At 42.2% G+C, this 12178-nt stretch carries 10 protein-coding genes; 6 read left to right on the top strand and 4 right to left on the bottom strand.

Annotated elements, in window-relative coordinates; genetic code table 11:
- Positions 1-11: 11 nt before the first annotated feature.
- Positions 12-782, bottom strand: a complete 771-nt coding sequence (locus EXT43_RS14810; RefSeq protein ID WP_054552250.1) for a DeoR family transcriptional regulator — start codon at positions 780-782, stop codon at positions 12-14.
- A 154-nt stretch (positions 783-936) separates the two neighbouring features.
- On the opposite strand from EXT43_RS14810, the gene EXT43_RS14805 reads away from it, so the two are divergent.
- A complete protein-coding gene (locus EXT43_RS14805) occupies positions 937-1464 on the top strand; it encodes a sugar O-acetyltransferase (RefSeq protein ID WP_063700775.1) in 528 nt (175 codons plus the stop codon).
- Positions 1465-1580: 116 nt separating this feature from the next.
- Here the strand turns inward: EXT43_RS14805 and EXT43_RS14800 are convergent, their stop codons facing one another.
- The 3 genes from EXT43_RS14800 to EXT43_RS14790 are packed head-to-tail and all read right to left on the bottom strand — an operon-like array spanning position 1581 to position 5945.
- Positions 1581-3977 carry an ABC transporter permease gene (locus EXT43_RS14800; protein ID WP_130167309.1) on the bottom strand — a complete coding sequence of 799 codons (2397 nt, stop codon included), beginning with the start codon at positions 3975-3977 and terminating at the stop codon, positions 1581-1583.
- A 1-nt stretch (position 3978) separates the two neighbouring features.
- Positions 3979-4680 (bottom strand): ABC transporter ATP-binding protein, encoded by a 702-nt coding sequence (locus EXT43_RS14795; protein ID WP_130167308.1) that lies wholly within the window; start codon positions 4678-4680, stop codon positions 3979-3981.
- An 11-nt stretch (positions 4681-4691) separates the two neighbouring features.
- Positions 4692-5945 carry an efflux RND transporter periplasmic adaptor subunit gene (locus EXT43_RS14790; protein ID WP_130167307.1) on the bottom strand — a complete coding sequence of 418 codons (1254 nt, stop codon included), beginning with the start codon at positions 5943-5945 and terminating at the stop codon, positions 4692-4694.
- 230 nt (positions 5946-6175) lie between these two features.
- Here EXT43_RS14790 and EXT43_RS14785 point away from each other — a divergent pair, with 230 nt between their 5' ends.
- From EXT43_RS14785 to EXT43_RS14765, 5 genes are all read left to right on the top strand, one after another.
- Positions 6176-7579 carry a sigma-54 dependent transcriptional regulator gene (locus EXT43_RS14785; RefSeq protein WP_130167306.1) on the top strand — a complete coding sequence of 468 codons (1404 nt, stop codon included), beginning with the start codon at positions 6176-6178 and terminating at the stop codon, positions 7577-7579.
- Positions 7580-7582: 3 nt separating this feature from the next.
- On the top strand, positions 7583-8887 hold the full coding sequence (locus tag EXT43_RS14780; RefSeq protein WP_130167305.1) for an ATP-binding protein: 1305 nt from the start codon (positions 7583-7585) through the stop codon (positions 8885-8887).
- 85 nt (positions 8888-8972) lie between these two features.
- Positions 8973-9512, top strand: coding sequence for a hypothetical protein (locus EXT43_RS14775; RefSeq protein ID WP_130167304.1), 540 nt, complete (start codon positions 8973-8975; stop codon positions 9510-9512).
- A 118-nt stretch (positions 9513-9630) separates the two neighbouring features.
- Complete coding sequence (locus EXT43_RS14770) at positions 9631-10908, top strand: LysM peptidoglycan-binding domain-containing protein (protein WP_130167303.1); 1278 nt, start codon at positions 9631-9633, stop codon at positions 10906-10908.
- Positions 10909-10999: 91 nt separating this feature from the next.
- Positions 11000-11716 (top strand): hypothetical protein, encoded by a 717-nt coding sequence (locus tag EXT43_RS14765; RefSeq protein WP_130167302.1) that lies wholly within the window; start codon positions 11000-11002, stop codon positions 11714-11716.
- Positions 11717-12178 lie beyond the last annotated feature (462 nt).

Below are 12178 nucleotides of genomic sequence, written 5' to 3'. Positions count from 1 at the left end.
CTTATTACGGGTTATTCAATTTCTGCACAGATCAGCTGTACACCACATGCTGTTATCGCCTCGCGCTTATCTGCGCTTAGGTTGTTGTCTGTGATAACAGTGGTAACACGCTGCCAAGGCAGTTCTAAATTCGGTATTCTTCGGCCAATTTTTTCTGACTCAACCAGCACCACTACTTCACGGGCTGCTTCAGCCATCACTTGGCTAAGCCCCACTAATTCATTGAAGGTTGTAGTACCTCTATCAATATCAATGCCATCGGCACCAATAAAGAGCTGGTCAAAGTCGTAAGAGCGTAGAACATTCTCAGCAACTTGGCCCTGAAACGATTCTGAATGCGGATCCCAAGTTCCGCCGGTCATCAAAAGTGTTGGCTCATTTTCTAATGAAAGCAGTCGGTTAGCGACATTAATAGCATTTGTCATCACCACTAAACCGCGCTTACTTGCAAGCTCAGGGATCATCGCCGCTGTAGTTCGGCCGCTATCAATGATGATGCGGTTATGATCTTTAATAAGCTTTGCAGCCGCCTGTGCGATTGCCATTTTGCGAAGCGAGTCGCTTTTCTCGTTGCTATTTGCAACGATTTCTTGCGGCAAGGCAATAGCACCACCATAACGGCGTAGCAACAAGCCACTTTTTTCAAGGGCTGTCAGATCTTTACGTATCGTCACTTCAGAAGTTTGAAACTGCTCTGCTAACGCTTCAACAGCAACTTCACCAAGTTCATTCACTTGGCTTAAGATAGTATGGCGACGTTGTTGAGTGTTTCGTTTTGTCATAAAGTGAACCACACAAGTTTCGTTTCGAAAGTTTTGAGATTTTAAACGAAACAATATAAATGGCAAGTGAATGATCGTTAACCTACACAGCTTTATTTTGATCTTCATCACCAACACGCTAAGCTATTGGCAAATATAACCATGAAAATGCCCCATGAAAGAGTTTAATAGCCTCGACAAGTCCTTACTCGAACAACGAAAAAATACCCATGAAATTTGCCGTTTATTTGCCAAAAGCCCGAGTAAAGGCAATTTAAAACGACTAAAAGGCATGTTTGCTCACTGTGGCGAACAGGTTGTTATTGAAGCGGGTTTTCATTGTGATTATGGCAGTGGTATTAAAATAGGTGATCGAACCTTCATAAATATTAACTCTACTATGCTCGATGCACCGCTAACTGATGCGCAAATTACGATAGGCGATGACTGCTTAATAGGCCCTAATGTGCAAATACTCGCGGTATCGCATGCAGTAAACCCAACCGAACGTTTAGCAAAAGCTAACTTTGCAGCACCGATTAGCATCGGCAACAATGTATGGATTGGTGCAGGCGCTATTATACTTGCGGGTATTAAAGTTGCTGATAATGCCGTGATTGGCGCAGGGGCAATAGTTACCAAAGATGTCGCGGCAAATACTCTAGTAGCAGGTAACCCTGCGGTGAAAGTCAAAGACCTTTAACTCTCATACCGACGCGCTAAAGCACGTCCTACGTAGGTTGTCATTTATGGCGACACATTTAAAACTAAAAAAGCCCAGCTGTATTGCTGGGCTTATAGTTGGGAGTTAGTTAACTTTTATTCATATCGTAAGATAAGTGATGGTCTGGTGCTTGCGGCCTTAAAGGCTAAACTTGCAACAGTAACCCAGGTAATGGCGGCCACCGCGGCGGCGGCAACTAAATACACCCATACAGCTTGTCCAATGCGGTCATTAAAGTTTGCTAACCAATCACCTACCAAGAAGTAAGTCACTGGATACGCAATAGCAATACTTACCGCCACCAGCACTAAGAACTCTTTAGCAATGATATTTACGATACTGATGCGAGATGCACCTAGCACTTTTCGAACAGCCACTTCTTTTTGACGACGCACTGTTGCGAACGAAGCCAAACCAAAGGTACCTAAACAAGTTAAGAACACAGCAAGACCGGTAAAGATTAAAACCACATTCGAAATTCGCTCATCACCTTTTAACAGGGTTTTGTAGTTGTCTGCGAGTAAGTTAATTTTTGGCTCATAGATATTGGCTGAGCTTGCTAATACTTCAGCGATCTGAGCTTTAATGTAAGGCAAGTTTTGCTGATCAATCGTTAAAATTAATTCTGATACAGGTGATAAAAAGTTAAAGCCACACAAGAACATAATATTTGAGTTGGCATCTTTAGCATTACCTACTTTTACATCTTCAACCACACCCACAACACGCATATCTACGCCGCGACCCGAGTCTTTAATTACCTTACCGATAATATCACTCATGTTAGTGTAACCCGCTTGCCTTGCGACAGACTCAGTCACGATGGTACCCGTACTTGTTACTCCATTTGCACGGCTTGCCCAATCACCAGCAAATTCACGGCTAAAGTCACGTCCAGCAACCAGTTTTAATCCTAGCGTTTTTACAACATCGTAGCTTGCGCCAACAACAGGCGTTAAGCTGCCAGACGCTTCACCATTTGGCCAAGTTGGCATAAGTGTATTATTGATTGAAACAGTTAAACGGGTATCAATAACTGTTGTTTGCTGTACGCCTTGAATAGCACTAATACGGTTAACTAAGGCATTTTTTTCTTTTGTGAATACTTCGCCTACAGGTAGCTCTGAAATAACCAATCTTTGTGTTGTTTCATAGCCTAAAGGTAAGCTTTGTAAGTAAGTTAATTGCTTTAACAAGGTAATAGAGGCAATGATTAAACCTATTGCTAGTGAAGCCTGTAAGGTTAGTAAGCTCTTACGAACCCATATTGCAGTATTACCACGCTGTAAGTCTCCACTTAAAACGCGTTTTGCACTGAATGACGAAATAAAGAATGCAGGATAAAGCCCAGCTAATACGCCCACAGCAATTGCGACCACAATAATTGCAATGCCAAATTCAGAGGCATAATTCACGACCAATTCGCGGTCTACTAGTTGGTTAAAGCTTGGTAAAAATAGCTCCACTAAAGCACATGCAATCACCATTGAAAGCATTGATACCAACACAGATTCAGATAAAAACTGCGTTACTAATTGACCTTTACTTGCACCAAGCGCTTTACGCACACCCACTTCTTTTGCACGTTTAGTCGATTGAGCGACTGTCATATTAATAAAGTTAAAACCTGCAATAAGAATCAGTAACACACTTAAACCAACACAGATCATCACCACTTGTTTAGCACCACCCGCTTTCATCTCAAACGGTGATTTAGCCGTTAGGTGCAAATCAAGTAATGGATGCAGCTCTAAACTAACTTGCTCCAACATAGAACCGCTAAAAAAGCGCTCTGTTAAGGTTTTAGCTAATGCATCTGTATCGGTACCCTCAGCTACACGCATATAAACATAACTACTGTTGATATCTATTTCGCTTGGATCATGCTTAACATAAACAAGATTTTTAAAGGCAAAGTGAGTGTTGTCTGTTAAGTCTGCAAACACGGCACGCACTGTATACTGTCCTTGTTCATGCGTAAGTGTTTCACCAATCACATCGGTGCGACCAAAAATGCGCAGTGCTTCTGACTCACTTAAAGCAAGGCTGTCTGGTGTACTCATTGCTGTTGTTAAGTCACCCGCAATCGTCTTCATAGCAATAAAGTTTTCAATATTTGCTGTAGCACCATATAAGGCATTTAACTTATAGCCTTGGTTGCGGTAACTCACATCCACCATGGCTTCACGGGTCAGCTCGACCATAGTTAATCCGAACACTTCTTCAACTTGGCTGTAATCTTCAGCCTGCTTTGACTGCACATAATTAAAAATAGGCACCACAGCTAAACCAAGTTTTGAGAAGTCTTGTCCAACGCGATAAACACGCTCAGCATGTGGCTGTTGGCTATCGTACGAAAGCTCATTTTTTGCAAACAAAGCAACTAGAATTGCCGCAGCTAAGCCCACACTTAAACCCAGAACATTTAAAATAAAGTGCTGTTTTTGGTTTTTAAACGCGCGCAGCGCGGTGATCAAATAACTTAAAATCATGTTATGCCACCTCTGCTGTTTGTTGAACACGGTTAGCTTTATCAACCATCACTTGGCCATCAAGTAAGCGCACTAAACGGTCAGCATAATTGCCTTCTTTTTCTGAGTGAGTAACCACAATTACCGTGGTACCTTCGCGATTTAGCTCACGCAGCATCGCCATGACTTCATCACCATTTTTTGAATCAAGGTTACCCGTAGGCTCATCCGCTAAGATAAGTTTTGGATTAATCACCAGAGCTCTGGCTACTGCTACACGTTGCTGCTGACCGCCCGATAGCTGCTGTGGTAAGTGATCTGCTCTATGGTCGATTGCAACACGTTTTAAAATTTCTTCTACTCGCTGTTTACGTTCACTTTTTGAGATATTTTGATACTGTAATGGCAGCTCAACGTTTTCAAATACTGTTAATTCATCAATTAAGTTAAAGCTTTGGAAAACAAAACCAATCGACGCTTTTCTAAGTGCCGCTAATTGTTTTTCACCAAACCCTGCTATGTCTTGGCCTAAAAATTCAAAACTACCTGCTGATGGCGAATCCAACATACCTAAAATAGAGAGTAATGTTGATTTACCGCAGCCAGATGGCCCCATAATGGCAAGAAACTCGCCTTCGTTTACATGTAAGTTAATGTTATTAAGCGCTGTTGTTTCAACATCTTGAGTACGGAACACGCGTGATAAGTTAGTTAATTTAATCATTGTTTTTATCCTTAAAATTGTAGTTGTTGTGCTTTATCAAAGTTGCTGTAGCTAGAGGTGATCACGCGATCTCCGGCGCTTAGGCCACTCAACACTTCATAATAGTTTTGATTCTTTTTGCCAAGACGAATGTCTTTTCGCACTGCACGATTGCCATCTTTTTCCATGACATAAACCCAGTTACCCCCTGAGCTGGTAAAAAATGCGCCGCGTTCAAGTAATAAAGCAGTGCCTTTGCTATCACCTAGCATCAGCTGTACATCAAGGCTTTGCCCACGTTTTATATTGCTAGTGCCATTGGGTAAATCGACTTCAACCTGAAACTGTGATTGCTGAACACGGCTATCAATTTTGCTAACTGTTGCCGCAATTTCGCCTTGCTCGTGTTCAATAAGCACTTGCATACCTGTTTGAACTTGGCTCAGGTAAAACTCATCTAGTCTCACAACTAGCTTGTATTCATTAGGAATATCAATCTGCCCTAGGCGAGCACCACGGCCTTTTGATTCACCAATTTCAACATCAAGCTCACTTAAATAACCATCGGCAGGTGCTGTTACGAGTAAGTTTTCAAGGTTCTTACGCGCAAACTGTAGGTTCTTCTCTAGCATGTCGGCACTGTCTTTTAACTGAGCGACCTGAACTTCACGAATGCTGTTTTCTTGCTTTTGACGCTCAAGAGTTAGTTCTTTACGCGCTTTGTAATACGCTAAGTCTTCTTGAATTTCAGATAATTGCTCTTGTGCTAACACACCCGTTTTCACTAGCGGCTGAGTCTGTTTTAAGCGACGCGATAAATGTGTGATTTTAAGATCGATTTCAAGCAAATCACGGCGTAAGTTTAAACGGCTGGTTTCCATATTCATTTGCGTGTTACGTAAAAAGTTAAGCTGCTCAGTCACCTGTGCTTCACGGCTCATTACATCAAGCTGCAAATTGGTATTACTTAAACGCACAAGTGGTTGGCCTTTTTTAACAAACTCACCCTGCTCAACAAGTCGCTCTTCGACTTGGCCTCCGGCAATGGTGTCGAGGTAAATAGTAGTGCGAGGCATAACCTGACCACGAAGACTTAAAGCATCAACAAATTCACCTTGTTGTACTGTGCTAATCGTTAAGCTTGTCGCGGTTACTTGCTGACTACGACCTGTTTGCTCAGTTTGCGTGAAACCATAAGCTGCTGCCGCAACAGCTAAACATGCAGCTGCTATTACTGATTTCTTAAAAAATGCTTTGTTAGTTGAGCGTGTAATTTTCTTATCCATGTTGACGCCTTTAAGTTATCTAGGTGCTAATTACCTATAGATAAAACAACTCTTGTGCCAACTTTTATTTTCATTAAATTACAATAACTTATATAAAAATCAAAAAGAGTGCATATAATCAAGTGTCCGCTTATAGAACACTTCAAAACCCATATATCGTCCATAAATGGACACTGTTACTATTTTCAATTAGTCTTAGTGTTCCCATAAAGGAATAATAATAAATAGCTATGAAACAAGCAGGATCAATTCTTATCGTCGATGATAACCCCGACGTACTTATCGCCGCACGATTACTTTTAAAGCAGCATTATCAGGTTGTAAAAACCACAGATAACCCCTTTGATATCGAAGGTATCATTAACGCACAGCATGAAGCGGATCAGGCCATAGATGTTGTGTTACTCGATATGAACTTCACGCAAGACTCAATTAGTGGCAAAGAAGGATTCTACTGGCTAAAAAAAATCATGAGTCAAGACGCTAACATTGCGGTACTGCTTATGACGGCCTACAGCGATATTCAGCTAGCGGTCGAAGCAATTAAGGCCGGTGCCTCTGACTTTATTGCTAAGCCTTGGCAAAATGAGCAATTACTCGGAGCTGTAGCGGCGGCATTTTCACACGCTAAAGACAAACAGCAAGTTGGTAAGCTCACAAAACAAAAGCAAGCCTTGCAGCAGTCAATCGGCAATCAACCATTTGAGTTTTTAGGCCAAAGTGATGCCATGCAGCAGGTTTTTTCGGTTATCGACAAAGCAGCCAACACAGATGCCAACATATTGATTAGTGGCGAAAGTGGCACAGGTAAAGAACTCACCGCACATGCAATCCACAATGCAAGCCAGCGCCAAAGCCAACCCTTCATAAGCCTAGACATGGGCTCACTGGCCGAAAGCCTGTTTGAAAGCGAACTATTTGGCCATAAAAAAGGGGCGTTTACCGGTGCCAAAGAAGATCGTATTGGTCGATTTGAGCTTGCTCATGGTGGTAGTTTATTTTTAGACGAGCTAGGTAATTTACCGCTTAACCAACAAGTTAAACTGCTCGCAGCACTACAAAACAGGCAAATAACACCGGTTGGTGGTTCAAAAGTCATCGATATTGATATTCGTTTGATCTGTGCAACGAATGAAAACCTCGAACAAGCAGTTACTGAAGGTAAATTTAGGCAAGACTTACTGTACCGTGTTAATACCGTAGAGATCCGTTTGCCAGCTCTACGCGAGCGCAGTGAAGACATTCCATTACTGTGTAACTACTACTTGCAACACTTTGCACATAAATACAAACGTGAGCTCTCGATTGCGGCATCTGATATGGCACGTTTAAGTCAGTATCATTGGCCAGGCAATGTCCGAGAACTTGCCCATGCAATTGAGCGAGCAGTCATCCTCTCAGAAGGCTCAGAGCTCGATATAAGCTCAGTGATAAGCTCACCAAATGCTGCTGTTAGCACAAGTGAGCTCTCTTCAAACGCCACTGACTACGACACTTTTGATCTCGAAATCATCGAGCAAAGAACCGTTCGTGCAGCTTTAAAGCATTTTCAAGGGAACGTGAGTCATGCAGCTAAAGCCCTCGGCCTAACACGCGGAGCCATGTATCGTCGTTTAGAAAAATACGGACTTTAATCGATGCGAAATTTTATTAGCTTAGCCTGCCTATTAGCTGCACTAATTGGTTTATCAATAGCTTTGTTTTGGCAAGTAGAGCAAAGCGGGTTTTCTGCAATTTCGGCACTTTTAGTTATTTTAAATTTGGTATTTGCCGCGCAAATTTTTAATTTATTTAAACGCCAAACAAGGCGTGCAGATATGGTGTTTCGCGCTTTAGCGAATGGAGACAGCACATTAGGCTTTGGCGACCAACACCCTATGCAGCAGCAATTTGAGCAGGTTAAACAACAAATTCAGGCTGCGCGTTTTAATGCAGAGCAACAAGCCCAGTTCTTACAAGCGCTATTAATTCATATCGATTTAGCAGTATTAGTATGTGACGAACAAGGCACTATTATTGAAAGCAATCCGGCGGTCAGCCGTTTACTTGGACAAGCTGTAAAGCACATCGATGATTTAGGTGTAATAGCCAACCTAGTCCAAGACGCAAAGCAAAATAGCCGTAATACCGTGCCATGGCAAAATGGTGAGCAGCACGATACGTTATCTGTGCAGATCAGTATTGCCGAAATCCAAGGTAAAGTTCGTAAAGTGATCAGTTTGCAATCGATTCATGATCAGCTGCAATTAAAAGAGCAACAAGCTTATAAGCGCCTTACAAAAGTACTAACCCATGAAATCGCTAATTCGATTACGCCACTTTCTTCTTTAGCACAAACTTGTACGGCACTGCTGCCAACTGAGCTTAGTTTTGATGATCAGGAAGATAAACAAGACTTGCAACTCGCCCTAACAACACTCGCATCACGAACCGAGCATTTAGGGGAATTTATAGCGCAATTTAAAAAGGTTAGTAGCTTACCCGCCCCACACTTACAGCCACATATTCTGGCAGATCTTGCTAAGCAAGTTGTCGCTCTGCACTCACAACAAGCTAAGCAACTTAATATTACGTTGAATTTATCGGTGCAAAGCCAACAGTTAGTAATGATAGATAGAGGCCAAGTTGAACAAGTAATAATAAACCTGCTTACCAATGCCATTGATGTCCTTAAGCAGTTAAATAGTCCAGAGTCAGCAAAGTGCATTGAGGTAAGCATTGCACAAAATGCTAATCAGCAACTGTATTTAGAGGTCAGCGACAATGGTACAGGTATCAGCGATCATGTGATTGAGATGATTTTCGTGCCATTTTTTACTACCAAGCAACAAGGCTCAGGAATAGGCTTAAGTTTATCGCGCCAGATCATGCTCAATCATGGCGGCGATCTGGTATATATCAAACGCCAGCAAGGAGCCTGCTTCCGCTGCGTGTTCGGTTAACTTACATAGTTAGAACACTTACTTACAATTTGCTAAGGCGCTGTTTGGTATCATGTACCCATTAACGTTTAATGGACTAACCAATATGAAGTATCTCGCCTTAGCATTGTTTTCTTCACTTGCCTTCATTCCTGCTACAAGCTTTGCTGGTATTTATGACAGCCCTAATATGAACCTGTTTGTTAAGTCAGAACATAATAGTACTGATTCAATCACCTCAGCCGGCATCGAAGTTATGGCTAAAAATAACTACAGTAATTTCGGCGCAGCATTTACAACGGCACTAGGCTCAGCAGAAGTATTTACTAAAAAAGGTGATCGGGAGACATTTCTCACCTTAGATAGCGGCATCAAATTTGGCTATTTCAGTGACTTTTTTGTCTATGGCGAAGTGGGCTTAGATTTAATTGAGCTTGCCGTATACGACGACCGAGATGACCACGACTACAGCGACCGCTATGATGACGACCACAATAATATTGATGGCTATGTCGGTGTGGGTATGGGCGTGGACTCAAAGCCATTCAGAATAGAGATTTATGCCAGAGCCCGAGAAATAGACAGCCGCTATTGGGAAGCACAAAACCATGGTTATGCTGGGTTACAAGTTAGTATTTCGTTTTAATTTCAATTGGGTGAGTAAGTTAGCGAGCTGTTAATCTAATGGTCATTTTTAGCTCACCCTATGTTAAGCTTAGGCGCTTTAGTTTACCCGCACCTAAGTTAACGGAGTATTTTAATACGTGTTTTTAAATCGATTTTTAGGCCTTGTTGTTGTTTCTTTTATTGTAACAGGCTGTCAGACTGCCCCTGAGTCACTTCCCGAAAAGAAGCCCATCATCAAAGCCAATCCAGGCACTGTGGTTGCAGAAGCTAAAACAGCACAAGTAGACGCGGTGACACCGCTCAAACCAAGTGAACTTGATGACGTATGGCAGCGTATTCGCATTCAACTACAGTTTAGCGATTCAAGTCACCCAGATGTGCAAAAGCGCATTGCTTGGTACCTTACTCATCCTAATTACATGGAAGAAATAAGCCGCCGTGCAGAGCCGTATTTGTATCATATCGTTACAGAAGTAGAAAACCGTGACTTACCAATAGAACTCGCTCTAATGCCGCTTATAGAGAGCGATTTTGATGCCAGTGCCTATTCGCACAAACATGCATCGGGTTTATGGCAACTCACCCCCTCAATCGCCAAATACTTTAAAGTAAAAATTACCCCTTGGTATGATGGTCGCCAAGATGTGATCGACAGCACCCGCGCAGCTTTGGATTTTATGGAATACCTTTATAAACGCTTTGATGGCGATTGGTATCATGCTATTGCTGCCTACAATATTGGTGAAGGGCGTGTATTACAGGCAATTGCTCGTAATAAAAAACAAGGTAAGTCGACGGACTTCTTTAGCTTAAAGCTACCTTCGCAAACCAAACAATACGTGCCTAAGTTACTGGCCGCAGCACAATTATTAAAACACCAAAAAATGATATTCCCTGCGATTAAGAATGAGCAGGCTATTGCGACCTTACCAGTAACTGGTGCAGTGATCTTGGCAGACAAAGCGAAATGGCAAGAGCTTGAAGAGCTGAACCATGGCGTTATCCGATATCCCGCGGTGATTGATGCGTCACATATTGTGGTCCCAAAAGATCAGCAGGCAAGTTATCGAACTCTATTAGCTAACCAAAAAAGCAATGATTATAGCCAGTGGCAGCATTACACAGTAAAGCGCGGTGATAGCTTAAGTGTGATTGCAAAGAACTATAAAGTAACAGTTAGCCAGCTGAAAACCTTCAATAACCTAACAACAAACACCATTCGTATTGGTCAAAAACTGATATTGCCGCAATTGGCTGATCAACAAATCGAGTATAAGGTTAAATCTGGCGATAGCCTTTGGAAGATAGCAAAGCAATACAAAGTCAGTATCACTAAACTCAAACAATGGAATAACCTTTCAAGAGATAGCTTAAGAGTGGGTGAAAAGCTCACCGTATTTATCTCAAATAGTTAATACCAAATCAGGGAGTTTTACTCCCTGTCTCTTTTATGTATCCAATTAAAGTTGTATCTTTGTTAGTCTATAAAAACAACAACTAAAAATTATGGATAATCAGCAACAGGACGCAAGCTGTTCAACCGTTAAATCAGAGCAAGACCCCAACGTTGAAGAGCAAACAAAGACTACCCAGCAAAGCACTCAGCCTGCTAGCAACCAGCGCAAGGCATGGTTTACCAACGAGCGGCTAAACCTATTTCTCGCACTCTGCGCCATTATAATTTCAGCAGCCTCCTTTTATGCCACTTACTTGCAAGCCAACGCCGCAGAACGACAAGTAAAAGCCGCAACCTGGCCATGGCTCGAAGTGATGACAGGAAATTTTAATGAAGAAAAAAACTCTGAAGAAATTACTTTTTACATTAAAAACTCAGGATCAGGCCCAGCCATTATTAAATACGTTAAATTCTTCCACGATGAAAAGTCGTATACAGAGATATTTGAAGTAATAAAAGACTGCTGCTTTGATATTTATGCTTACCAAGAGCAATTAAATAAGTTGCAAAATGAGTCACCAGAGATCAATTTCTTTGAAAAATTTGGTTGGTTGTATACCGGCGTTAGTAATAACCGATTATTAGCCTCAGGCGCTGAACTTAATCTTTTTGGTTTTAAGAAAACAGGCTTCAATGCAACTCAGTGGGACAAGGTAAATGATCAACGCTTTAATATCAAAACCGAGATCTGCTACTGCTCGTTGCTAGAACAATGCTACCTAAGCGATGGCCGCGGCGATGTGAGAGAAATACAGCAGTGTGAGTGACAACGAGCTATCAGCTTTGAGCTGTCAGCGATCAGCAGAGTGGTGTGGGTGTTTGGTGCTGCGTCTTCATCTACCGAAGGTTCTAGGTTCTAGGTTCTAGGTTCTAGGTTCTAGGTTCTAGGCTCTAGGCTCTAGGCTCTAGGCTCTAGGCTCTAGGCTCTAGGCTCTAGACAAAGTTTACTTGTAGGAATGGCTTTAGCCATGAATATATTTTTGGTCTAGATTCGGCACTGAAGTGCCTCCTACAGTGGTTTGTTGCTGAGGGAGTCTCTGTACTAAACAACCCCGCAGTTCAACTTTACCCTTGCTAACTTGCAACTCGCTAACTCATGTTGGGTTTCGCTCCGCTCTACCCAACCTACCTGGCTGAAAGCTGACAGCCCAAACGCAAAAAAGCCCGACTCTTTCGAATCGGGCTTTCTTTAATTTGGAGCCTGGCGATGACCTACTTTCACATAGCAG

It is taken from the genome of Pseudoalteromonas sp. CO109Y (genome assembly GCF_004208935.1).
In the GTDB taxonomy this organism is placed as follows: Bacteria; Pseudomonadota; Gammaproteobacteria; order Enterobacterales; family Alteromonadaceae; genus Pseudoalteromonas; species Pseudoalteromonas shioyasakiensis.
The sequence above is the reverse complement of the archived record's forward strand: the minus strand, read 5'-3'. Positions and strand labels throughout refer to the sequence as shown.

Bases quoted from the DNA above. Each gene is read 5' to 3' on its own strand.
- EXT43_RS14775 (WP_130167304.1), top strand. From the start codon at position 8,973: ATGAAGTATCTCGCCTTAGCATTGTTTTCTTCACTTGCCTTCATTCCT.
- EXT43_RS14785 (WP_130167306.1), top strand. From the start codon at position 6,176: ATGAAACAAGCAGGATCAATTCTTATCGTCGATGATAACCCCGACGTA.
- EXT43_RS14805 (WP_063700775.1), top strand. From the start codon at position 937: ATGAAAGAGTTTAATAGCCTCGACAAGTCCTTACTCGAACAACGAAAA.
- EXT43_RS14795 (WP_130167308.1), bottom strand. From the start codon at position 4,680: ATGATTAAATTAACTAACTTATCACGCGTGTTCCGTACTCAAGATGTT.
- EXT43_RS14780 (WP_130167305.1), top strand. From the start codon at position 7,583: ATGCGAAATTTTATTAGCTTAGCCTGCCTATTAGCTGCACTAATTGGT.
- EXT43_RS14765 (WP_130167302.1), top strand. From the start codon at position 11,000: ATGGATAATCAGCAACAGGACGCAAGCTGTTCAACCGTTAAATCAGAG.
- EXT43_RS14810 (WP_054552250.1), bottom strand. From the start codon at position 782: ATGACAAAACGAAACACTCAACAACGTCGCCATACTATCTTAAGCCAA.
- EXT43_RS14800 (WP_130167309.1), bottom strand. From the start codon at position 3,977: ATGATTTTAAGTTATTTGATCACCGCGCTGCGCGCGTTTAAAAACCAA.
- EXT43_RS14790 (WP_130167307.1), bottom strand. From the start codon at position 5,945: ATGGATAAGAAAATTACACGCTCAACTAACAAAGCATTTTTTAAGAAA.